This window comes from Micromonospora sp. NPDC002411 (assembly GCF_053592955.1).
In genome coordinates, this window is sequence record NZ_JBSFBM010000002.1 from 46,738 (window position 1) to 68,131 (window position 21,394).

At 72.1% G+C, this 21,394-nt stretch carries 21 protein-coding genes and 2 pseudogenes; 19 read left to right on the forward strand and 4 right to left on the reverse strand.

What is annotated here, in order from left to right:
- Nucleotides 1-89: 89 nt before the first annotated feature.
- Genes ACWCO3_RS00615 through ACWCO3_RS00630 form a run of 4 tightly spaced genes read right to left on the reverse strand, consistent with a single transcriptional unit; the run spans nucleotide 90 to nucleotide 3,743 of the window.
- The gene (locus ACWCO3_RS00615) at nucleotides 90-1,088 is read right to left on the reverse strand and encodes an aldo/keto reductase (protein ID WP_358162940.1); all 999 of its coding nucleotides are present in this window, start codon (nucleotides 1,086-1,088) and stop codon (nucleotides 90-92) included.
- Nucleotides 1,085-1,963: an amidohydrolase family protein gene (locus tag ACWCO3_RS00620; RefSeq protein ID WP_145784633.1), complete on the reverse strand. Its 879-nt coding sequence runs from the start codon at nucleotides 1,961-1,963 to the stop codon at nucleotides 1,085-1,087. The genes ACWCO3_RS00615 and ACWCO3_RS00620 overlap by 4 nt, the downstream gene beginning before the upstream one ends.
- Nucleotides 1,960-2,721 (reverse strand): SDR family NAD(P)-dependent oxidoreductase, encoded by a 762-nt coding sequence (locus ACWCO3_RS00625; protein WP_145784635.1) that lies wholly within the window; start codon nucleotides 2,719-2,721, stop codon nucleotides 1,960-1,962. Before ACWCO3_RS00625 ends, ACWCO3_RS00620 begins: the two co-directional genes overlap by 4 nt.
- Nucleotides 2,718-3,743, reverse strand: coding sequence for a zinc-dependent alcohol dehydrogenase (locus ACWCO3_RS00630; RefSeq protein ID WP_145784638.1), 1,026 nt, complete (start codon nucleotides 3,741-3,743; stop codon nucleotides 2,718-2,720). The genes ACWCO3_RS00625 and ACWCO3_RS00630 overlap by 4 nt, the downstream gene beginning before the upstream one ends.
- Before the next feature lie 69 nt (nucleotides 3,744-3,812).
- Here ACWCO3_RS00630 and ACWCO3_RS00635 point away from each other — a divergent pair.
- From ACWCO3_RS00635 to ACWCO3_RS00725, 19 genes and pseudogenes are all read left to right on the forward strand, one after another.
- A pseudogene (locus tag ACWCO3_RS00635) lies at nucleotides 3,813-4,064 on the forward strand (UDP-N-acetylmuramoyl-tripeptide--D-alanyl-D-alanine ligase); the annotation flags it as partial.
- Nucleotides 4,061-5,185: a phospho-N-acetylmuramoyl-pentapeptide-transferase gene (mraY, locus tag ACWCO3_RS00640; RefSeq protein ID WP_145779727.1), complete on the forward strand. Its 1,125-nt coding sequence runs from the start codon at nucleotides 4,061-4,063 to the stop codon at nucleotides 5,183-5,185. The pseudogene ACWCO3_RS00635 and the gene mraY, both read left to right, overlap by 4 nt.
- A gap of 497 nt (nucleotides 5,186-5,682) precedes the next feature.
- Nucleotides 5,683-7,113, forward strand: coding sequence for an FtsW/RodA/SpoVE family cell cycle protein (locus ACWCO3_RS00645; RefSeq protein ID WP_145785527.1), 1,431 nt, complete (start codon nucleotides 5,683-5,685; stop codon nucleotides 7,111-7,113).
- Nucleotides 7,113-8,219 carry an undecaprenyldiphospho-muramoylpentapeptide beta-N-acetylglucosaminyltransferase gene (murG, locus tag ACWCO3_RS00650; RefSeq protein WP_145779728.1) on the forward strand — a complete coding sequence of 369 codons (1,107 nt, stop codon included), beginning with the start codon at nucleotides 7,113-7,115 and terminating at the stop codon, nucleotides 8,217-8,219. The genes ACWCO3_RS00645 and murG overlap by 1 nt, the downstream gene beginning before the upstream one ends.
- Nucleotides 8,216-9,781 (forward strand): UDP-N-acetylmuramate--L-alanine ligase, encoded by a 1,566-nt coding sequence (murC, locus tag ACWCO3_RS00655; protein ID WP_145779729.1) that lies wholly within the window; start codon nucleotides 8,216-8,218, stop codon nucleotides 9,779-9,781. The genes murG and murC overlap by 4 nt, the downstream gene beginning before the upstream one ends.
- Entirely contained in the window at nucleotides 9,778-10,596 is an 819-nt protein-coding gene (locus tag ACWCO3_RS00660) for a cell division protein FtsQ/DivIB (RefSeq protein WP_145779730.1), read from the forward strand. Before murC ends, ACWCO3_RS00660 begins: the two co-directional genes overlap by 4 nt.
- Nucleotides 10,597-10,842: 246 nt before the next feature.
- Nucleotides 10,843-11,958, forward strand: a complete 1,116-nt coding sequence (gene ftsZ, locus ACWCO3_RS00665; RefSeq protein WP_145779731.1) for a cell division protein FtsZ — start codon at nucleotides 10,843-10,845, stop codon at nucleotides 11,956-11,958.
- A gap of 9 nt (nucleotides 11,959-11,967) precedes the next feature.
- Nucleotides 11,968-12,711 carry a YggS family pyridoxal phosphate-dependent enzyme gene (locus tag ACWCO3_RS00670; RefSeq protein WP_450007751.1) on the forward strand — a complete coding sequence of 248 codons (744 nt, stop codon included), beginning with the start codon at nucleotides 11,968-11,970 and terminating at the stop codon, nucleotides 12,709-12,711.
- A 190-nt stretch (nucleotides 12,712-12,901) separates the two neighbouring features.
- Nucleotides 12,902-13,594 carry a cell division protein SepF gene (locus ACWCO3_RS00675; RefSeq protein ID WP_357935843.1) on the forward strand — a complete coding sequence of 231 codons (693 nt, stop codon included), beginning with the start codon at nucleotides 12,902-12,904 and terminating at the stop codon, nucleotides 13,592-13,594.
- 30 nt (nucleotides 13,595-13,624) lie between these two features.
- Nucleotides 13,625-13,930 carry a YggT family protein gene (locus tag ACWCO3_RS00680; RefSeq protein WP_030334503.1) on the forward strand — a complete coding sequence of 102 codons (306 nt, stop codon included), beginning with the start codon at nucleotides 13,625-13,627 and terminating at the stop codon, nucleotides 13,928-13,930.
- Nucleotides 13,931-13,974: 44 nt separating this feature from the next.
- Complete coding sequence (locus ACWCO3_RS00685) at nucleotides 13,975-14,781, forward strand: DivIVA domain-containing protein (RefSeq protein WP_088988417.1); 807 nt, start codon at nucleotides 13,975-13,977, stop codon at nucleotides 14,779-14,781.
- Nucleotides 14,782-14,861: 80 nt separating this feature from the next.
- The gene (locus tag ACWCO3_RS00690) at nucleotides 14,862-15,605 is read left to right on the forward strand and encodes a hypothetical protein (RefSeq protein ID WP_450007754.1); all 744 of its coding nucleotides are present in this window, start codon (nucleotides 14,862-14,864) and stop codon (nucleotides 15,603-15,605) included.
- 10 nt (nucleotides 15,606-15,615) lie between these two features.
- Nucleotides 15,616-15,921, forward strand: a complete 306-nt coding sequence (locus ACWCO3_RS00695) for a DUF167 domain-containing protein (RefSeq protein WP_354886920.1) — start codon at nucleotides 15,616-15,618, stop codon at nucleotides 15,919-15,921.
- 45 nt (nucleotides 15,922-15,966) lie between these two features.
- A complete protein-coding gene (locus tag ACWCO3_RS00700) occupies nucleotides 15,967-17,466 on the forward strand; it encodes a potassium/proton antiporter (protein ID WP_450007756.1) in 1,500 nt (499 codons plus the stop codon).
- Nucleotides 17,467-17,693: 227 nt separating this feature from the next.
- Complete coding sequence (locus ACWCO3_RS00705; protein ID WP_124770807.1) at nucleotides 17,694-18,113, forward strand: TraR/DksA family transcriptional regulator; 420 nt, start codon at nucleotides 17,694-17,696, stop codon at nucleotides 18,111-18,113.
- 64 nt (nucleotides 18,114-18,177) lie between these two features.
- Nucleotides 18,178-18,792, forward strand: a complete 615-nt coding sequence (gene lspA / locus ACWCO3_RS00710) for a signal peptidase II (protein ID WP_145779737.1) — start codon at nucleotides 18,178-18,180, stop codon at nucleotides 18,790-18,792.
- Nucleotides 18,789-19,733 carry an RluA family pseudouridine synthase gene (locus tag ACWCO3_RS00715; RefSeq protein WP_145779738.1) on the forward strand — a complete coding sequence of 315 codons (945 nt, stop codon included), beginning with the start codon at nucleotides 18,789-18,791 and terminating at the stop codon, nucleotides 19,731-19,733. Before lspA ends, ACWCO3_RS00715 begins: the two co-directional genes overlap by 4 nt.
- Nucleotides 19,734-19,775: 42 nt before the next feature.
- Nucleotides 19,776-20,804, forward strand: a complete 1,029-nt coding sequence (locus ACWCO3_RS00720) for a hypothetical protein (RefSeq protein WP_145779739.1) — start codon at nucleotides 19,776-19,778, stop codon at nucleotides 20,802-20,804.
- A gap of 74 nt (nucleotides 20,805-20,878) precedes the next feature.
- A pseudogene (locus ACWCO3_RS00725) lies at nucleotides 20,879-21,394 on the forward strand (ATPase); the annotation flags it as partial.

Here is a 21,394-nt window from a genome sequence, read left to right on the forward strand (position 1 = left end):
GCTGTCGCGGTAACAGATGACGTCCCGGTCGGGACCGGTATCCGAGTAACGGAGCCGGTCCCGGCCGGGACGCCCTTTTCCCAACCGCGCTACGCGGCCTCGTCCGGGCCGGGCTGTACGGCGAGCAGCCCCGCCTCCGCCAACGCGTTCCAGAGCTCCTCGGGTACGACGGTCTCGAACCGCCGCATCGTCTCGGTCACCTGCGCGCCGTCGCGCACACCGACGACAGTCGACACCACTGCCGGATGCCTGCGCACGAAGGCGAGCGCCGCCTGCGGCAGGGTCACCCCGTACGTCTCGCAGACCGCCGCGATCCGTCGCGCCCGTTCGATCACCTCCACCGGTGCCTGCTGGTAGTTGTAGACGGCATCGGCCGGTGGCCGCTCCCGCGACAGCAGCCCCGAGTTGTAGACGCCCGCGATGACCACGCCCACGCCCCGCCTTCCGGCGGCCGGCAACAGGTCGTCCGCCGCTCCCTGCTCCAGCAGGGTGTACCGCCCGGCGCACATCAGCACGTCGACGTCGGTCTCGCGCACGAACCGCGCCAGCATCGCCGACTGGTTCATGCCGGCGCCGATCGCGCCCACGACGCCCTGGTCACGCAGCTCGACAAGGGCGGGTACGGCTTCGCGTGCGGCCTGCTCCCAGTGGTCGTCCGGGTCGTGGAGGTACACGACGTCGACCCGGTCCAGCCCGGTCCGCTCCAGGCTGGCCTCGATCGAGCGGAGGACACCGTCGCGGCTGAAGTCCCAGACCCGCCGGTGACTGGCCGGGACGTCGAACCCGCCGGAGTCCCGCAGGTGCGCGTCCTGCGGGGACGGCACCAGGAGTCGCCCCACCTTCGTCGACACCACGTACTCGTCACGTGGCCGCTCCCGCAGGGCAGCGCCGAGTCGACGCTCGGACAGCCCCAGCCCGTAGTGCGGCGCGGTGTCGTAGTACCGGACGCCCGCCTCCCAGGCCGTGTCGACCGCCGAGGCGAACTCCTCGTCCGTCGTCGTCCGGTACAGGTTGCCGCCCTGAGCCGCGCCGAAGCCCAGCTCGGTGAGGCGTACCTGCGGACGGAGCGGCAGTGCCCGCGCCCTCACGACGCCTCCAGCCCGTAGACGCGGCGTGCCGTTCCGCCCCAGATTGACGCCTGGTCGGCCTCGTCGTGGCCGCCCAGCCACTCCGCCAGCGCCTCGACCCACCGCGCGTACGAGCTGGCGAGCAGGCAGACCGGCCAGTCCGAGCCGTACATCAGTCGGTCCGGCCCGAACGCGTCGAGTGCGGCCTCGACGGCCGGTCGGAGGTCTCCCGTCGTCCAGGGCGACCGCTCGACCTCGGTCACCAGACCGGAGACCTTCGCCGTCGTGTTGGGCGCGTCCGCCAGCGCCCGCAGGCCACGGGTCCACTCCGTCATCTCCGGACGGCCCAGCGCGGGCTTGCCCAGGTGGTCGAGGACGAAGTCCACCTCCGGCAGGTCGTGCGCCAGGCGCGCGGCCATGGGCAGCTGGTGCTGGCGGACCAGCAGGTCGTACACCAGGCCCGCCGCGCCCACCGCGGCGATCCCCCGCCGGACGTCCGGACGGTCCAGGTACGCCGGGTCGGTCTCGCTCTGCACGAGGTGACGGATGCCGACGAGGCGGTCTCCGCCCGGTGCCGCCCGCAGGCGGTCGATGCGGGCGACGACGTCGGCGGCGGTGAGGTCCACCCAGCCGACGACCCCGCGGACGAGAGTGTCCCCGGCCGCGATGCCCAGCAGGTCCACCGTCTCCGCCTCGGAGGCGATGGACTGCACCGCCACTGTCGCGGTAACCCCGGCCGCCTGGGCCAGCGGCGCGAGGTCGGCGGGCTCGAAGTCGGCGTCGATGGCCGCCATCGTCACCGGGTCGATCCACGACTGGGGGTGCCGTGCGCGGACCCAGAGGTGGTGGTGTGCGTCGACGATCCCGGCTCGCCGAGGCCCCTGCCCGCCGGTCATCGGCCCAGCCAACCGCCGTCGACGGGCAGCACGATCCCGTTGACGTAGTCGGACGCGGCCGACGCCAGGAACACGGTGGCGCCACCGAGATCGTCGGCCCGGCCCCACCGGGCGGCCGGAATCCGACCGAGGATCGCCTGGTTACGGTCGGGGTCGTCGCGCAGCGCCTGGGTGTTGTCGGTGGCGATGTAGCCGGGCGCGATGGCGTTGACGTTCACCCCGTGGGCGGCCCACTCGTTGGCCAACGCCTTGGTGAGGCCGGCCACGCCCGACTTCGACGCGGCGTACCCGGGGACGGTGATGCCGCCCTGGAAGCTCAGCAGCGACGCCGTGAATATGATCTTGCCTTGGCCGCGCTCGACCATCGTCCGGCCGATCTCCCGACTCAGGACGAACTGGCTGCTGAGGTTCACCTCGATCACCTGGTCCCACATCTCGTCCGGGTGCTCCGCGGCCGGAGTACGGGCGATCGTGCCACCGTTGTTCACCAGGATGTCGACGGGCCCGAGAGCGGTGAGGTCCCGGGCCAAGCCGTGCACGGCGGTCCGGTCGCCGAGGTCGACCCGCAGCGCGGTGAACCGGCGGCCGGCGGCCTGCACCCGGGCTTCGACCTCGCTGCCGCTCGCTTCGAGCTGGGCGGAGACGCCGACGATGTCAGCACCGGCCAGGGCCAGGGCCTCGGCCATGGCGAGACCGATGCCGCGCCGGGCCCCGGTCACTACTGCGGTCTTACCGGACAGGTCGAACAGCGCCGTCACTTGTTACCTCCCTGGAGATCGAGCAGCACCTTCATCACGCCGCCACCTTCGAGCGCCGTGAAGGCGGCGGCGGCCGCGTCGATCGGCTCGACCCGGGAGATGAGCTGTCGTGCCGGGATGGCGCCCGAGGCGACCAGCCGGATCGCCTCCTCCATGTCGTCCCGCTGGTAGAGCCGGGCGCCGAGGAGTTCCAGTTCGCGCCAGAAGAACCGGTGCAGGTTCACCTCGCGGGGCCTGGGGTGGATCGCCACCATCACCAACCGGCCCCGGGTGGTGAGCACGTCGACAGCCGTGGTGACACCGGCGGCGGCGCCGGACACCTCGAAGGCGATGTCGGCGCCCGCTCCGTCGGTGCGGTCGCCGACGAGAGCCACGACGTCTGTCGACCCCGGGTCGACGGCCTCGATCCCGACGCCGCCGGCCACCTCACGCCTGTACGGGTCCGGCTCGACCAGCAGCACCCGCGCGCCTCGGCTCTGCGCGACGGTCGCGATCAGCACCCCTACCGGCCCACCGCCGACCACGACCACCTGGTCGTCGGCGGAGACCTTCCCCCGCCGGACGTCGTGCACGGCGACCGCGACCGGCTCCACGAGCGCGGCGTGGTCGAGCGGTAGGTCCTCGGGCAGTGGCAGAACCAGCTCCGCCGGCACGTTCCAGGAGGACTGCATGGCGCCGGGTGAGTCGATACCGAGGAAGTTCATGGCGTGACAGATGTGCGAGGTGCCGCGCCGGCAGGCCGCGCACTGTCCACACGGGCGGGTCGGCATCACGGTGACGGGCTGGCCGACGGTCATGCCGTCGACGTCAGCGCCGACCGCCGCGACACGCCCGGACATCTCGTGCCCGATGATCGCGGAGTCACCGACCCGGGCGTCCATGTCACCGTGGTAGATGTGCAGGTCGGTGCCACAGATTCCGGTGTAGGCCACGTCGATCCGCACCTCTCCGGGACCGGGTGGCGCCGGTTCGCGGTCTTCGATTCCGAGGTCACGCGCCCCCCGGTAGACGACTACCTTCATCGATCCTCCGTCTCGACGGTCGGTACGTCGGTCGTGCCGACCGAGCATGGTCGTGGGTGCACCGCCGCGGCGGCCGAGTTGGGTGTCGACCGGCTGCTCGTGGTGGGTGAGCCGGCCGCGCCGATCCACGAAGGCGCGACAGCGGTAGGGAACTGGGGAGGAGAGTCGGTGCTGCTCACCGATCAGGCAGCGGCCGTCGAGGTGCTGCGGAGTGAACTACGACCGGGTGACGTCGTCCTGGTCAAGGGTTCCCGGTACCGGACGTGGGAGGTGGCCGACGCCCTGCGCGCCGACGCCGCCGCCGGGGAGGCCGGCCGATGAGGGCGGTCATCGTCGCCATCGGGGTGGCCTTCCTCGTGTCGCTGTTCTGCACTCCGATCGCGATCAAGGTGTTCACCCGGCTCAAGGCCGGCCAGCCGATCCGCTCCGACGGCCCGGCCATGCACCAGGGCAAGAAGGGCACGCCCACCATGGGTGGCGTGGTCTTCATCCTCGCCACGGTGATCGCGTACGTGGCCGGGCACCTTGCCCTTACCACCCTGCCGGACCAGCAGATCGCGCAGGTGGAGCCGACCATCACGGCGCTGGTGCTGCTGGGGCTGATGGTCTTCTCCGGCGCGGTGGGTTTCCTCGACGACTTCCTCAAGGTCCGCAAGCGCAACAGCGCCGGCCTGAACAAGCGCGGCAAGCTGCTCGGGCAGATCCTCGTCGGCGCGGTCTTCGGGGTGATCGCGCTGTGGTTCCCGAGCACGATGACCGACGCGACGGGCAGGGCGACCAACACCGAGACGGTGGGCAGCACCACGCTGAGCTTCATCCGGGACATCGACTTCCTGGAGGTCAGCAAGGTCGGCGCGGTGATCATCTTCATCTTCGTGGTGATGGCCGCGACGAACGGCGTGAACCTCACCGACGGTCTGGACGGCCTGGCCACCGGCGCCTCGGTGATGGTGCTCGCCGCGTACGCGTTGATCGCGTTCTGGCAGTACCGGCACTGGTGCGCCGACCCGAGCTACACCCAGCCGTACTGCTACGAGGTCCGCGACCCGTTGGAGATCGCGCTGATAGCCGGGGCGGCGGCCGGGGCCTGTGTGGGCTTCCTCTGGTGGAACACGTCCCCGGCACGGATCTTCATGGGTGACACCGGGGCGTTGGGGCTGGGTGGTCTGATCGCCGGCATGGCGATGTCGACCCGCACCATCCTGCTGCTTCCGATCATCGGTGGGCTCTTCGTCATCATCACGATGTCCGTGGTGATCCAGATCATCTCCTTCAAGACCACCGGTAAACGAGTGTTCCGGATGTCGCCCCTGCAGCACCACTTCGAGTTGGCCGGCTGGAGCGAGGTCAACATCGTGGTGCGCTTCTGGATCATCGCCGGGATCGGCGTGGCGATCGCCCTGGGCCTGTTCTACAGCGAGTTCCTCGCCAACATGACCTGACCGGTCCCCACCTTCCGTCGACCCCCGACCCCGGCCCAGCCCCGGACGCCCCAGCGCCCGGGGCTGCGCCTTCCCCAAGATCCGCACAACATCGGCGAAGTTGCTGTCTCGGCGTGCTCTGAGGCAGCAATTTCCCCGATGTTGTGCGGATCTTTGCGGTCCGACACGCCGGGGGTCTCGTTGTGGGCTCGCCGGGCGTGGCTAGCGGTGATGATGTCGGGGTGGGGGAGGAACCAGGCACCGACGACAGGGACGACAGGACGGCCGTCCGGCCGCGGCGGTCAGCGGGCCCGGCGGGCAGCGTTCCGCCGGGCCGCGCGGACGACCGGCGTGGCTCGGAACCCGGCGCGCCGCCGCGAGGGCTGAGGTCCGGCGCGGCGGCGGGCGGTAAGGAGTCCGGTTCGCCGCCGCGTGAGCCGAGGCCCGGCGCGGCAACCACGGGTCCGGAGTCCGGCGCTGCGGGCCGCGAGCCGGAACCGCCGGCGCCGCTGCGCGGGCTGGACGGGGCCGCCGGGCTCGCCGCCCTGCGCGGCCTGCTGGACCGGCCGCTGGCCTCCTACTACCTGCTGCTGTCCTGTGCCGGCCTGCTGCTGCTGATCGGGCTGACCATGGTCTTCTCGGCGACCAGCGTGAAGGACTACGCCGAGGACGGCAACGCCTCGGCCTCGGTGACCAAGCAGGCCATCTTCGCGGTCATCGGCATCGGTGCGTTCTGGGCCTGCCAACGGCTGCCCGCCAGCACCTACCGGTCCCTGGGCCGGCCCTTGCTGATCACCTCGGTGGTGCTGTTGCTGGTCCTCAACCTGCTGGTCGCCTACGCCCGGCTCACGAACCAGAAGTCGGCCGGATTCGGGCCGATCGAGGCGCGCCTGAACTGGCTGTTCATCGGCGGGATCCAGGTGCAGCCCTCGGAGCTGGCCAAGTTCGCGCTGGTGTTGTGGGGCGCGCACCTGATCGCCCGCAAGGGTGCCGCGTTGGGGTGGTGGCGGGAGTTGGCCACCCCGCTCTTCCCGGTGATGGGCCTGCTCTTCGTCCTGGTCGGCTACAACGACACGGGCACGATGCTCTGCCTGCTGGCCCTGGTGGTGGGGCTGCTCTGGGCCGCCGGTGTCCGGATGCGGGTCTTCGGCGTGCTGACGGTCGTCGGGCTGCTCGGCGTCGGCCTGCTCGTCGCGGTGGCCTCGCTCGGGGCCGGCTCCGGCGAACGCGGCGAGGAGAACTACCGCTTCGCCCGGCTGGCCATGTTCTTCAACCCGCCGGACCCGGAGACCTGCAAGCTCGACGGCTGCCTCCAGTTCTACCAGGGGCGGCTGGCCATCGAGCACGGCGGCTGGTTCGGCGTCGGGCTGGGCAAGGGCAGCCTGAAATGGGACTGGCTGCCCGAGGCGCACAACGACTTCATCTTCGCGATCATCGCCGAGGAGTTGGGCGTGATCGGCTGCGCGGTGGTGCTCGCCCTGTTCGCGGTCCTCGCGTACACCGGGTTGCGGATCGCCCGCCGGGTCGACGACCCGTTCCGCCGGCTCGCCGCCGCCGCCGTGACCACCTGGCTGGTCAGCCAAGCCGTGATCAACATCGGCGGGGTGGTCGGGCTGCTGCCGATCACCGGCCTGCCGCTGCCGTTCATCTCCGACGGTGGAAGCGCCCTGGTGGTGACGTTGGCGGGCATCGGCATGCTGGCGTCCTTCGCCCGCGCCGAACCCGATGCGGCCAGAGCACTGCATGCCCGTCCGCCGGCCCGGTGGGTCCGACTACTCTGGGCCCCGTTGCCGCCGCTTCCCGGCCGGCGTCGCCGGCCGGCGACGCCGCCCGCTGGCCGAGGGTCCGTGCCCCGGTCCCGTGAGCGGCGCCATGACGACCAGGCCGTGCCGCGCGGGGTCCGACAGGACCGGAGCCGCAGGGGTACGGCGAGCGAGAGGAGACGCTGATGGGTCCGCTGCGTTCGGTGGTGCTCGCGGGAGGTGGCACCGGGGGGCACGTCTACCCGCTGCTCGCCTTCGCCGACTGCCTGCGCCGACACGACCCGGGCGTCCGGATCACCTGCCTCGGCACTCCACGCGGCATGGAGAACGACCTGATCCCGCCGCAGGGCTACGACCTGCGGCAGATCCCGGCGTACCAACTGCCCCGGTCGGTCAACATGAACCTGGTCCGTACCCCGGGCCGGATGTGGACCGCCGCGCGCGCGGCGGGCAAGGTGATCGACGAGGTGAAGGCCGACGTGGTCGTCGGCTTCGGCGGGTACGTCTCGGTGCCGGCCTACCTGGCCGCGTGGCGTCGGGAGATGCCCATGGTGATCCACGAGGTGAACGTGCCGCCGGGCGTCGCCAACCGGCTGGGCATGAAGTTCACCAAGAACATCGCCGTCGGCTTCCCGCACCAGCCCAGTCAGGCCGAGTCCCTGCGCGACGCCACCATCGTGGGGGTGCCACTGCGTCGCAGCATCGCCGCACTGGACCGGTACGCGCTGCGCAACGCCGCCCGCGCCCACTTCGGGCTCCGCCCGGACCTGCCGGTGCTCTTCGTCTCCGGCGGCTCGTCGGGCGCCCGTTCGATCAACCTGGCGGTGTCCGGCGCGGCCAAGGAGTTGGCCCGCAACGGCGTGCAGGTGCTGCACGTGATGGGCGCGCGCAACGAGCCGGTGCCGATCCCCACCGACCTGCCGGTGCCGTACGTGACGCTGCCGTACCTGTCCGAGATGGAGCTGGGCTACGCCGCCGCCGACCTGATGCTGGCCCGGGGCGGCGCGATGACCGTCGCCGAGGTTTCCGCGATCGGGCAGCCGACGATCTACGTGCCGTACCCGCACAGCAACCAGGAGCAGCGGCGCAACGCCCTGCCCGTGGTGGAGGCCGGCGGCGGTCTCCTGGTCGACGACGCGGAACTCACCCCGGACTGGCTGGAGCGCACCGTCATCCCGCTCATCCGCGACCCGCAGCGGTTGCACACGATGGGCGCCGCCGCGGCGAGGTACGGGCGACGTGACGGCGACGAGGCGCTGCGCTCCTTCGTCCTCCAGGCGGTGGCCCGATGACCGCGCAGTTCACCCCGGCCGGCACGCTCACCGCCGAGGACCTGGGCGCCGTCCACCTGATCGGTGTCGGTGGGGTGGGCATGCTCGGCGTGGCGCGGCTGCTGCTCACCCGGGGCATCCGGGTCTCCGGCAGCGATCTGCGGGAGTGGCCCTCGTTGGCGGGGCTGCGGGCGCTTGGCGGCACCATCTACCTCAGCCACGAGGCGACCAACCTCGACGGGGTCGACACCGTCGTCTACTCCTCGGCCATCCCGCAGGACCACCTGGAGCTGGTCGAGGCTCGTCGGCGCGGCCTGCGGGTGCTGCATCGCTCCGAGGCCCTCGCTGCGGCCATGACGGGCCGTCGGGCGATCGCGGTGGCCGGTACGCACGGCAAGACCACCACCACGTCGATGGTGACCATGGTGTTGCAGCAGGCCGGGGTGGACCCGTCCTTCGTGATCGGCGGCGAGATCTCCGAGGTCGGCTCGGGCGCCCACCACGGCACCGGCGAGCACTTCGTGGTCGAGGCGGACGAGAGCGACCGCTCGTTCCTCATCTACCGCCCGTACGTCTCGATCATCACCAACGTCGAGGCGGACCACCTCAACACCTACGGCGACTACGCGACGCTGGAGGCGGCGTTCGTGGAGTTCGCGCGCCTCACCGACCCGGACGGGTTCATCATCACCTGCGCCGACGACGCGGGCGGTCGACGGCTGGCCGAGAGCCTGCGCGCCGAAGGGCGGCGGGTGTTCACCTACGGCGAGGCGGCCGACGCCGACCTGCGGCTGACCGAGATCTCCTCCTCCGCGCGGGGGGTGCGCTACCTGGCCGCCATCGACGGCCGGTCGCTGGGCGAGTTCCGGCTCCCGGTGCCGGGGCGGCACATGGGGCTGAACAGCGCTTCCGCCGTGCTGGCCACGTACCTGCTCGAGTTGCCGCTGGAGGCGGCGGAGGCCGCGCTGGCGGTCTTCCCTGGCGTGCGGCGGCGCTTCGAGCGCAAGGGTGTCGCGGACGGCGTGCTGGTCTACGACGAGTACGCCTACCACCCGACGTCGATGACGCTGGCGTTGCAGACGCTGCGTGAGGTGGCCGGGGACGGGCGGTTGATCGTCGTCTTCCAGCCGTACCGGCTGTACCGCACCCGCGACAACCAGGCGGAGATCGCGGAGGCGCTGGCCATCGCCGACGAGGTGGTGCTGCTGGAGGTGTTCGGGCCGGGCGAGCTGCGCCAGCCCGGTGAGGGCTCGGCGGCGCTGATCGCGGCGGTGGACCTGCCCGCCGACCGCAAGGTCTTCGTCGACTCGTGGGAGGCGGCGCCGGTCGAGGTGGCCCGTCGGGCCCGCCCGGGGGACGTGGTGGTGACCATGGGCGCCCCGCCGATCTCGCTGATGGGCGACGAGTTGCTGGCCGCGCTGGGGGAGCGGGCGGGCGGCTCCGCGCCGACCGCGACCGTCGACCCGGTGGCCACCGCCCCGGTGCTCGGCGATCCGGTGCCGGGCGGGGCCACGGCCGGCGGCGACGGGGCGGCCCTCGGTGGCACCGCCGCACCCGGCGGCACGGCGTCCACGGCCGGATGAGTCCCGGCCCGGCCCGAGGGCGGACCAGCGCCGGCGACGGCGGCGCTCCGCGTCGTGGTCCGGCCCGGCGTTGGCAGCTGGTCCGGGCCGGGCGGGACGCGGTTCCGCCCTCGACCCGCCGGTTCATGGCCCGGGCCCGGCAGCGTCGTATGCGCGCCGCGCTGCCCTGGGCGGTGGCCGCCGGGGTGCTCGCCCTGGCCGGGCTGGTCGCGTGGGTGGTTCTCGGCACTGGGCTGTTCGGTGTGCGGGAGGTACGGGTGGAGGGCGCCGACCTGGTGACCCCGGTGCAGGTGCACGACGCCGTCGCGGTGCAGGACGGGGTGCCGCTGGCCCGGGTGGACCTGAACGCCGCCGCCCGTCGTGTCGGCGCGTTGGCCCCGGTGGAGCGGGCCACCGTGTCCCGGGACTGGCCCGGCACGCTCGTGGTGCGGGTGACCGAGCGGACTCCGGTGGCGGCGGTGCCGCAGGGGGAGAGGTTCGCCCTGATCGACCGCAGCGGGGTGGCGTTCCGGACGGTGGACCAACGACCCGCCGAGTTGCCCCAGGTGACGGTGGTTCGGCCGGCTGCCGACGACCCGGGCACCCGCGCCGGGCTGGAGGTGCTCGTCGCGTTGACTCCGCAGCTCCGCGCCGAGGTGGTGGACGTGAACGTGGAGGGGCTGGCCCGGATCACCCTGCGGCTGAAGGGGGACCGGACGGTGGTCTGGGGCGACGCGACACGGGGTACGGACAAGGCCCGGGTGGCCACCGCGCTGCTCGACGAGGACACCGATCGGATCGACGTGAGCGCGCCGGACGTGGTGACCTTCCGATGAGCCGGGAGGCGTGTGACGTCGTGACCCGTTGCGCTCCGGCCGGCGACACGCCGGGCGGGTCCTTGGCTCATGGCGTGGTGGCGCTTACGTTGCCCCGAAGAGGTTCAGTGGTTGACATAACTGTAAGCCTCTAGTAGAGGGTGAGGGTTCACCCCTGATCCTCGCTGGTGACAGCTGTCGTCGGCCGCTGGTCTGGCCACGCCGTACCCGGTCGGCCGAAGCCAATCTCGAAGGAAAGGACCGGAGATGACACCTCCGCACAACTACCTGGCGGTCATCAAGGTCGTCGGCATCGGGGGCGGCGGCGTCAACGCCGTCAACCGGATGATCGAGGTTGGGCTCAAGGGCGTCGAGTTCATCGCGATCAACACCGATGCGCAGGCGCTGCTGATGAGTGACGCCGACGTGAAGCTCGACGTTGGCCGGGAGCTGACCCGCGGCCTGGGGGCCGGGGCCAACCCGGACGTCGGCAAGAACGCCGCCGAGGACCACCGCGACGAGATCGAGGAGGTGCTCAAGGGCGCCGACATGGTCTTCGTGACCTGCGGCGAGGGCGGCGGCACCGGCACCGGCGGCGCGCCCGTGGTGGCGAACATCGCCCGCAAGCTCGGCGCGCTGACCATCGGTGTGGTGACCCGCCCGTTCTCCTTCGAGGGCAAGCGGCGCCAGGTGCAGGCCGAGTCGGGGATAGACGAACTCCGCAACCAGTGCGACACGCTGATCGTGATCCCGAACGACCGGCTGCTGGCCCTGGGCGACCGCAACATCAGCATGATGGACGCGTTCCGCACCGCCGACCAGGTGCTGCTCTCCGGTGTGCAGGGCATCACCGATCTGATCACCACCCCGGGTCTGATCAACCTGGACTTCGCCGACGTCAAGAGCGTGATGAGCGGCGCCGGCAGCGCGTTGATGGGCATCGGCAGCGCCCGCGGTGAGAACCGCGCGGTCGAGGCGGCCGAGGCGGCCATCTCCAGCCCGCTGCTGGAGCAGAGCATGGACGGCGCGCGCGGCGTGCTGCTCTCCATCGCCGGTGGTTCCGACCTCGGCCTGTTCGAGATCAACGACGCTGCCCAGCTGGTCACCGACGCGGCCCACCCGGATGCCAACATCATCTTCGGTGCGGTCATCGACGACGCGCTCGGTGACGAGGTGCGGGTGACTGTCATCGCGGCGGGCTTCGACGGCGGCACGCCCGCGTACAAGGCGGCCGAGCCGACCCGTAAGACCAACACCAACCAACCGGCGCCGCAGAGCACCCCGGTGCCGGCGCCGACGACCAACCCGGCTCCGGCCCAGTCGCCGCGCCGGGTGCTCTTCGACGACGTGGACGTCCCCGACTTCCTCAAGAACGGGTCCTGAGCACCGCCGATGACCGACAGCTCAGCCACGGCGCGGCCGGAACGGCACGCCGAGATCGCGGCCGGCCTGGCTCAGGTGCGGTCCCGGATCGCCGACGCCTGCGCGCAGGCCGGCCGGGACCGCGCCGACGTCACGATGATCGCGGTGACGAAGACCTACCCGGCCAGCGACGTGGTCGCGCTGGCCGCGCTCGGAGTGACCGACATGGGGGAGAACCGCGACCAGGAGGCGGCCGGTAAGGCCGCCGAGGTTGCGGCGGCCGGGGTACGACCGCGGTGGCACTTCATCGGTCAGTTGCAGCGCAACAAGGCTCGCTCGGTGGTCCGGTACGCCGATGTGGTGCAGTCCGTCGACAGTGTCCGGCTGGCACGGGCCTTGGCCACCGCGTCCGCCGACCGGGAACAGCCGCTGGACGTCCTGGTCCAGGTGAGCATCGACGGCGACGCGGCCCGGGGCGGCGCACTGCCTGGTTCGGCCGATCCGGGCGCCGGGCTGGAACCGGTGGCCGAGGTGGTGGCCGACGCGCCCGGGCTGCGTCTCGTCGGCCTCATGGCGGTCGCTCCGCTGGGTTGGGAACCGGAGCGGGCCTTCGCCCGTCTCGCCGAGGTCGCCGACGTGTTTCGGGGCCTCCATCCGGGAGCGACCGCGCTGTCCGCGGGGATGAGCGGAGATTTCGACATCGCGATCCGATATGGCGCGACACATGTCCGCGTCGGTAGCGCGTTGCTCGGAATGCGTTCCACGCTGCGGTAGCCTGACCGCGAGACATGCAAATTACATCAGTGTTGTTTCAGGAACGGCGTCTCCTGGTCGGGGGTCGTGGCGCGCGACGCGAATCGCGCGCCGGGGGATTGCCGTTTCGGTCCGATGGGCATGGTTGTCCACTCGCGACGGGCGACATGGCACGGGGGCGCGTGCCGCACGGCGGACGGAAGGGCGCGGGATGGGTGCACTGCGCAAGGCGGGGGTCTGGCTCGGTCTGGTCGAGGAAGACGACGAGCGGGCCTACGACGACGGTGGCTACGACAAGGGTGGCTACCGCGAGTCGCGTTACCGGCAGAGCCGGTACGCCGAGGAGTTCGCCGACGAGGACGAGGACGACACCGAGGAGCCGCCGGCTCCCCGGCCCCGGATCAGTGAGCGGGGGCGGCTCTCCGAGCGCGCGAGCGGGCGGTTGGGCGAGTCCGAGCGTGGCGACGGTGAGCGTCCGGAGCGGATCGAGCGGTCCAGCGTCCGGTCGATCACGCGGTCGTCGGCTGGTGAGACCTCCGGCGCGTTGACCTACCACACCCGTGACAACCTGGCCCTCGCGCCGCAGGTCACGGCACGTGAGCGGGCGCTGCCCGAGGAGGAGCAGCGTTACCAGATCACCACGCTGCATCCGACCACCTACCGTGAGGCGCGCACGATCGGTGAGCACTTCCGCGACGGCGTTCCGGTGATCATCAATCTCACCGAGATGGATGAGGCCGATGCCCGCCGTCTGGTGGACTTCGCCGCCGGGCTGGCGTTCGGCCTGCGCGGTACGATCGAGCGCGTGACCAATCGGGTGTTCCTGCTCTCACCGGCCAATGTCCAGGTCACCGCTGAGGACAAGGCCAAGATCGCTGAGGGCGGTTTTTTCAGCCTGAGTTGACCCCGCCCGACCCGAGGGACGTCGCTGACCGTGTTGTCGATCTTACTGCAAGTGCTGTACCTGATCCTTTATGTCTTCCTGCTCCTTCTCCTGTCCCGGTTCGTGTTGAGCGCCGTCCTGCAGTACGGCCGGCGCTGGCAACCGGGGCGTGGCGCATCGGCAGGATTGGAATCCGTGTGGAGCGTCACTGATCCCCCTCTCAACGCGTTGAGGCGTGTGATCCCTCCGCTGCGAATTGGTACCGTGAGCATCGACCTGGCCTCCCTTGTGCTCCTGGTTATCCTGTTCGTGCTGATGGAGTTCGTGTTAGGGCCGTCGATCAGGGCATCTGCCTGATGACCGACGCGCTTTCGCGGCCGCAACTGACCCGAGGAGTTTCGATGCCGCTGACCCCGGCCGACGTCCACAACGTCGCCTTCAAAAAGCCGCCGATCGGCAAGCGGGGGTATGACGAGGAAGAGGTCGACGCCTTCCTCGATGAGGTCGAGCGTGAGCTCGCCCGTCTCATCGAGGAGAACAACGAGCTGCGCGCCCAGGTGGAGCGCGGCGGCCGTGGCGGCGCCCCCGCGGGCCCCGGCGGCGACGCCCGACTGGCGGCGGAGCTCAACGACGTCAAGGCCCAGCTGGACCGGGTGCAGCGCGACAAGTCGGCGGCCGAGCAGGCCGCCCGCGCGATGCAGGCCGAGCTGGAGCAGGTCCGCACGACCGGCGGCCCCGCTGGCGTCACCGGTGACGGCGAGCAGCAGGCCCTGCGCGTGCTGATGATGGCCCAGCGCACCGCCGACGACCACGTGTCCGACGCTCGCCGCGAGGCCGACAGCCTGCTGTCCGAGGCTCGCAGCAAGGCCGAGGAGGTGACCCGGGAGGCGCGCGCGAAGGCTGACGCCCTCGAGCGGGACGCCCGCCAGCGGCACCAGGAGGCCATGGGCGGCCTGGACGCCAAGCGCACGGCCCTGCAGAAGCACATCGAGGAGCTCAAGCAGTTCGAGCGTGAGTACCGCACCCGGCTCAAGGCGTACCTGGAGAGCCAGCTGCGGGACCTCGACGGTCGCGGCCAGGGCCTCGAAGCCGAGATGACCCGCTCCGAGGCAGGCCGGGTCGCCGGCGGCAACGGGCTGGCCGCTGCGGGCCTCGCCGGTTCGTACGGCGGCGGCGGGCGCTCCGGCGCCCTCGAAGCCGGACGCTGAGCACCGGCCGGCGATCGCTCTCCGACAATGGTGACGGTCGCCGGCCCCGTCTGGGCGGTACGACGCGGCGGGGGTGAGCCGTGATAGTCGCAAGTCTCCTGCTCATCCTCGTCGCGGTGGTCCTCCTGGTGCTCGGTCTGGCCGGGGGATCCAGCTTCCTGTTGGTCATTTCCATCGCGGCCAGTCTGTTGGCCGCCGTGGCGTTGGTGGTGGGCGCCCGCCAGGCAGCTGCCAACCGCGCGACGGCGGATCCCGGTCGGACCGACCGGCGACAGCCCGACGTGTCCCGCATGGCCAGCCAGGCCACGGGTTCGGCGTACGGGCCGCCGCTGGCCGAGCCGGAAGTACCGGTCCAGCACGTGCCCACGACGGTTGGCACCGGCGGCACCGGGTGGCGGCAACCACCCGAGCCGCCGGTCGACCGTGAGCCGCCGTTCGGCTCCGGGGCCGACGAGGTGCCGCCGTTCGACGACGCGGCACCGTTCGTGACTCCGACCGACGGCGCGTCCGCTCCCGTCCAGCCCGTCAGCCCCGCCTCGCCGTCTGCGGCTTCGACCGACGACGCCTACCGTGCCGGCGGGTCGGTGCCCGACGAGCCGGCCGAGCAGCCGGTCACTCCCGCCGAGGCGGCCCGGGTGGCGCGACTCCCCGACGCTGTCCAGGTGGTCGACGGTCACCCTCGCTACCACCTCGCCAGTTGCGCGTTCCTCGCTGGCCGGGTGCCCGAGGAGCTGCCGGTCGCCGAGGCCGTCGAGCTCGGGTTCACTCCCTGCGCGCAGTGCGCGCCAGCCACCGCCCTGCTCGCCGACGTCCGGCCGATCTGAAGCGGCGCCGGTGCCCGCGCAGGAGACGCTCACCGTGGCGGTACGGGTGAAGCCCGGAGCCTCGCGGGACCGGGTGGGTGGACGCTTCGACGGTCCACACGGGCCTGCCCTGGTGATCGCGGTGCACGACCCCGCCGTCGACGGGCGGGCGACCGAAGCGGCCCGCCGGGCGTTGGCGGCCGCCCTGGGCATCCGGCCGGCGGCGGTGTCCCTGCGCGCCGGCGCGGCGAGTCGGGACAAGCTCTTCCTCGTCGACCGGCCCGCGTCGGAGCTGTCCGCGCTGCTGCGTCGACTGCGCGACGGATCTGCCGAGTGAGGAACGCCCAGGCCAGGCAGCCGTGACGCCCGGGTTGGTTCAACCGTGACGCCCGGGTTGGACATCGCGCTGCTGCTCGGTGCCGCCGTGCTGCTGGTCGCCGTGGGCGCGGTGCGACTATCCACCCGGCTCGGTGTGCCCAGCCTCCTCGTCTACCTGGCGCTGGGTGTGGCGATCGGCGAGGGCGGGCTGGGTATCCGCTTCGACGACGTCGAGCTGACCCGGGCCCTCGGCTTCTGCGCGCTGATCGTGATCATCGCGGAGGGTGGTCTCACCGCCCGGTGGAGCACGCTACGACCGGTGCTCGGGCTGGCCTCGGCACTCTCCACGGTCGGCGTCGTCGTGAGCATCGTGGTGGTCGGTGTCGCCGTACACCTTCTGTTGGGGTTGGACTGGCGGTTGGCGTTGCTCTACGGGGCGGTGCTGTCGTCCACCGACGCGGCGGCCGTCTTCGCCACACTGCGCCGGCTGCGGTTGCCGCCCCGGCTGGTGGCCACCCTGGAGGCCGAGTCGGGCATGAACGACGCCCCGGTGGTGCTGCTGGTGGTGCTGCTGTCCCACGAGGGTTGGGCGCATCCGTGGTGGTACGAGGTCGGGCTGGTCTGCTACGAGCTGGGCGCGGGTGCGGCGGTGGGCGTGGGTGCTGGTGTCGCCGGCACTTGGGCGCTGCGCCGGGCGGCGCTGCCGTCGGCCGGTCTCTACCCGATCGCCGCGGTGGGCATCACCGTGTTGGCGTACGCCGCCGGGGCGGTGCTGCACGCCTCGGGGTTCCTCGCCGTGTACGTGGCCGGGGTGCTGCTGGGCAACGCCCGGTTGTCGCACCGGCAGGCGATCCTCGGTTTCGCGGACGGGCTGGCGTGGCTCGCTCAGATCGGGCTGTTCGTGCTGCTCGGGTTGCTGGCCTCACCGGGTCGACTGGACGCGGCGGTGCTTCCCGCTGTGGTCGCGGGGCTGGCCCTGGTGCTGCTGGCCCGGCCGTTGTCGGTGGCCGTCTCGGCGCTGCCGTTCCGGGTCGGCCTCCGTGAACAGGCGTTCCTGTCCTGGGCGGGCCTGCGCGGGGCGGTGCCGATCGTGCTGGCGACCATTCCGCTCTCCGAGCGGGTGCCCGGTGCGGAGCGTCTCTTCGACGTGGTCTTCGTGCTGGTAGTGATCTTCACTCTGGTGCAGGCCGGGGCGCTGGGGCCGTTCGCCCGCTGGTTGCGGGTGACCGCGCCGACCGAGGCCGCCGAGATCCATGTGGAGACCGCTCCGCTGGAGCGGATGCGCGCGGACCTGCTCCAGGTGGAGGTGCCGCCGGGCTCGCGGTTGGCCGGCGTGCACGTCGACGAGCTGCGGCTTCCGCTGGGCGCGTCGGTGACGCTGGTGCTGCGCGACGGGGTGGGATTCGTGCCCGCGCCGGACACCCGGCTGAAGACCGGCGACAGCCTGTTGATCGTGGCGACCGCCGGGGTGCGGGACGCCGCCGAGCGGAGGTTGCGGGCCGTCAGCCGACGGGGTCGGCTGGCTCGGTGGTTTGGCGAACACGGGGATGAGGTGCCCGGTTGATCTGCTAGCGTTCCCTTTGCCCCAGTTAGGCAGGGCTAGGGGCTGTTGAGCGGTGCGACGGTGCGGCACGTTGTCGGACGCCTGTACGTTCCGTATTCTTGCCAACCTCCGGAGTGCGCGGCCATCGTCGCCGTGCGCCCCTTTTCGTCCATTAGGGGACGCCTTGGTCGGCGCCCCCTGACCAGGATGCCGCGAACCACGCGGCTCCCCGGCCGAGGGAGCGACCCATGGCTAAGCCAGCCGACACCAGGACCGCCGGGCGCAAGCCGGTGGCCAAGGCCACCCGGAGCACGGCGGAGACCGAGAAGATCCGGGCGGCGTTGGCGGCGCGGCGGGACGAGCTCCGCGCCGAGTACGATCAGACGCTGAGCGAGATCACCGAGCTGCAGCGCGATCGGCTGACCGACTCGGCCGGGGACGACCAGGCCGACACGGGCACCAAGACGCTCGAGCGGGAGCAGGAGATCTCTCTCGCCAACAGCATTCTGGAACGGATCACGCAGGTGGAGCGCGCGTTGGAGCGCCTCGACGAGGGTGGTTACGGCTGGTGCGAGCGGTGCGGCAACCCGATCCCGGTCGAGCGCCTCGCCGCATTCCCGTCGGCCACCCAGTGTGTGACGTGCAAGCAGCTGGAGGAACGGCGCTGAGGTCCGTTCCCCGGCGGCGATGAGACGGTGAGCGATCACCGCCGAGACTGTCGATGGGGAGCGCATGACCGCAGCACCGTCCGCCGAACCCGGCCGCACCGATCCGGGCGGCGGCACACGCCGACCCCGGGCCGTTGCGATCCTCGCCGGAGTCGCCCTGGTGGCCCTGCTGGCCGACCTGGTCACCAAGCACCTCGCGCTGGCCGCGTTGACCGACCGGGAGCCGGTCCGTCTGCTCGGCGGGTTCGTCTACCTGAGCCTGACGCGTAACAGCGGTGCCGCCTGGAGCATCGGCGCGGACCACACCTGGGTCTTCCCGCTGATCACCATCGGTGTGGTCGGCTGGATCGTCTGGATGGCACTGCGACTGCGCTCACTGCCCTGGGCGATCTCCCTCGGCCTGGTGCTGGGCGGCGCGCTGGGCAACCTCGTCGACCGGATCTTCCGGGCACCATCCCCCTTCCACGGGCACGTGGTCGACATGATCAGCCTCTTCGACCCGTACGGCCAGGTCTGGCCGGTGTTCAACCTGGCGGACAGCTCGCTGGTGTGCGGCGTGCTGCTGGCCGTGCTGTTGGAGCTGACCGGCCGCCAGCGTGACGGCCGGCGCGCCGGCCGCGACGGCGACCCGACCGAGACGGACGCCCCCCAGGGCGCCGAGCAGCAGGAGCGGGCATGACCTCCGCATTCGCCGCTGGCGGCGACCACCGTTCCCTGCCCGTGCCGGACGGCCTCGACGGCATGCGACTGGACCAGGCCGTGTCCCGCCTGTTCGGGCTCTCCCGCACCGCCGCCGCGGCCCTGGTGGATGCCGGGGACGCGCTTGTCGACGGCAGCGCCCGGCCCAACTCGCACAAGGTCAAGGCCGGCTCCTGGCTGGACGTCACGCTGCCCGCCCCGGTCGCGCCGCCGACAGTGGTGCCGCAGGCGGTGCCCGGCCTGCGGGTGGTCTACGCCGACGACGACATCGTCGTGGTCGACAAGCCGGTCGGAGTGGCGGCCCACCCCAGCCCCGGATGGACCGGCCCGACGGTGATCGGCGGCCTCGCCGCGATCGGCCACCGCATCTCCACGAGTGGTGCCGCCGAGCGTCAGGGCGTGGTGCACCGGCTCGACGTGGGGACCACCGGGATCATGGCGGTCGCCAAGAGCGAACAGGCGTACACGGCGTTGAAGCGGGCCTTCAAGTACCGCGAGGTGGACAAGGGTTACCACGCCGTGGTGCAGGGCCACCTGGACCCGCTGCGCGGGACCGTGGACGCGCCGATCGACAGGCACCCCACCCACGACTACCGCTGGGCGGTGGTGTCCGGCGGCAAGCCGAGCATCACCCACTACGACACCCTCGAGGCGTTCCCGGCCGCGAGCCTGGTCGACGTCCGGCTGGAGACCGGTCGGACCCACCAGATCCGGGTGCACTTCTCCACCCTGCGGCACCCCTGCGTGGGTGACCTCACCTATGGCGCCGACCCCACCCTCTCGGCCCGTCTCGGCCTGGCCCGACAGTGGTTGCACGCCCGCGAACTGAGCTTTTTGCACCCCCGAACGGGGGACGAGGTCCGGTTCGTCAGCGACTACCCTGACGACCTGGACCGTGCGCTCCAGATCCTGCGTGACTGAGCGGCGACCGCCCGACACCGATCCGACGAGGGGATCCCGCCCGTGCGCGCCGGCAACCTGCTGCGGCAGCTGGACCAACGGCTGCTGCCGCCGCTGACCCGGGCCGTGGCCCGGCTGGGCGACCGGTCGGCGCGGTCCGGGGTGCTCACCTGGGCCGCCGTGCTCTCCGCGGCGGCGGTCCTGGGCACCGCGGTCTGGGCTGTCGACGACGCGCCGGTGGGTGACCGGACGGTGGGTGAGGTGACCCGGGTCGGCGTCGCCGACGGTGATTCCGTCCCCGGCTACCTGCGGTCCGCCGCCGCCGACCTGGCCGCGCTCCCCGCGTCCGCCTCGTCCGCGGGGGGTGGCACGTACGCGTTGGTCACGCTCACCGAGTACCTGCCGCCGCAGCGTCTGGCGGCGGTGCTCGGCGACGTCGGGGTCTCCACCGTCTTCGGGCGGGTGCCGCTGCCCGGGCGGCAGACCGAGATCGTCCGGATTCCCGCGCTACGGGTGCCGGACGACGTGGTCGCCGGGATGGAAGAGGTGGCGGCCCGCAAGGACACCGAAGCCGCCGACTACCAGGCCCGGGCCGCGGCTGTCGACGGTGACGGAGTGGGCGAGCGGGAGTTGCGGGAACGCTACGTCAGCGGGGCCGAGGTGGCGACCGCCGAGGCGGCGGCGTACCGGACCGGCTGCGCCTGCGTCTACGCCGCTGTGGTGCGGGCGGCCCCTCAGGTGTTGCGCGGTGTGGCGGCCCGCCCGGACGTTCGGGCCGTCGACCCCGCCCCCGAGGTGTACCGGCTGGACCGTACGGTCTTCACGCCACCACTGCCCGAACAGCGCGACGTGGTGCGCCCGCCGGCCGACACCGGGCCGAGGCCCGCGCCGACCCCGGACGTTTCCGTCGAGTCCACCCCGCCCGCGCCCGCGCCGCTGGCGTCGGTGGGCGAATCGTCGGAACCCGCACCGGTCGTCACGATTCCGTCACCCGCGCCGTCGTCCGCCGAGTCGACCGAGCCGCCCCCGCCGAGCATCGCCACCTCCCCGGACAGCACCGGTGCCGAATCCCCGACACCCGCGTCGTCGTGATCTGCGTCGGCTGGTGTGCGCTCTGAGGTGTGGTCCGAATAGGGTTTGGTTCGTAGCCTGTCAGACGGAGATCGATGGCGCTGGGAGGGCGGGCCGTGGAGGGCAGTGAGACCGGCTGGGGCCGGCCGGCCGAACCAGCGCCGCGGTGGCGTGCGTTGTTGGACCGCGCCCGGCTGGGCGGTCGCGGCGCGGAGCAGACCGAGCCGGAGCGGCGTGCCGACGACGCGCCGCCTGACCCGCTGCCCCGGCGCGCGGCCCCCAACGGCTACGCGGGGCGGGCATCCGCCATCGGGCATCCAGCAGATTTGTCGTACGGCGCGGAGCCCGACTACCGCGCCGAGGCTACCTACCGCGTCGACCCCGCCTACCGGGCCGAGCCGGACTACCGCGCCGAGCCGGCGTACCGGTCGGACCCCGCGTACCGGTCGGAGCCGGACTACCGGTCGGACCCGGCGTACCGCGCCGAGCCGGGTTACCGGGCCGAGCCGGGTTACCGGCCGGAGCCCGACTATCGGGCCGAGCCGGCGTACCGCGCGGAGCCGACCTATCGCCCGGAGTCGGGCTTCGGGGCCGAGCCGGGCTTCGGGGCC

What these genes read in the sequence shown, in the direction of transcription:
- ACWCO3_RS00620 (WP_145784633.1), bottom strand. Translation starts at nt 1,963, where the DNA reads ATGACCGGCGGGCAGGGGCCTCGGCGAGCCGGGATCGTCGACGCACAC.
- ACWCO3_RS00630 (WP_145784638.1), bottom strand. Translation starts at nt 3,743, where the DNA reads ATGAAGGTAGTCGTCTACCGGGGGGCGCGTGACCTCGGAATCGAAGAC.
- mraY (WP_145779727.1), top strand. Translation starts at nt 4,061, where the DNA reads ATGAGGGCGGTCATCGTCGCCATCGGGGTGGCCTTCCTCGTGTCGCTG.
- murG (WP_145779728.1), top strand. Translation starts at nt 7,113, where the DNA reads ATGGGTCCGCTGCGTTCGGTGGTGCTCGCGGGAGGTGGCACCGGGGGG.
- murC (WP_145779729.1), top strand. Translation starts at nt 8,216, where the DNA reads ATGACCGCGCAGTTCACCCCGGCCGGCACGCTCACCGCCGAGGACCTG.
- ACWCO3_RS00660 (WP_145779730.1), top strand. Translation starts at nt 9,778, where the DNA reads ATGAGTCCCGGCCCGGCCCGAGGGCGGACCAGCGCCGGCGACGGCGGC.
- ftsZ (WP_145779731.1), top strand. Translation starts at nt 10,843, where the DNA reads ATGACACCTCCGCACAACTACCTGGCGGTCATCAAGGTCGTCGGCATC.
- ACWCO3_RS00670 (WP_450007751.1), top strand. Translation starts at nt 11,968, where the DNA reads ATGACCGACAGCTCAGCCACGGCGCGGCCGGAACGGCACGCCGAGATC.
- ACWCO3_RS00675 (WP_357935843.1), top strand. Translation starts at nt 12,902, where the DNA reads ATGGGTGCACTGCGCAAGGCGGGGGTCTGGCTCGGTCTGGTCGAGGAA.
- ACWCO3_RS00685 (WP_088988417.1), top strand. Translation starts at nt 13,975, where the DNA reads ATGCCGCTGACCCCGGCCGACGTCCACAACGTCGCCTTCAAAAAGCCG.
- ACWCO3_RS00705 (WP_124770807.1), top strand. Translation starts at nt 17,694, where the DNA reads ATGGCTAAGCCAGCCGACACCAGGACCGCCGGGCGCAAGCCGGTGGCC.
- lspA (WP_145779737.1), top strand. Translation starts at nt 18,178, where the DNA reads ATGACCGCAGCACCGTCCGCCGAACCCGGCCGCACCGATCCGGGCGGC.
- ACWCO3_RS00715 (WP_145779738.1), top strand. Translation starts at nt 18,789, where the DNA reads ATGACCTCCGCATTCGCCGCTGGCGGCGACCACCGTTCCCTGCCCGTG.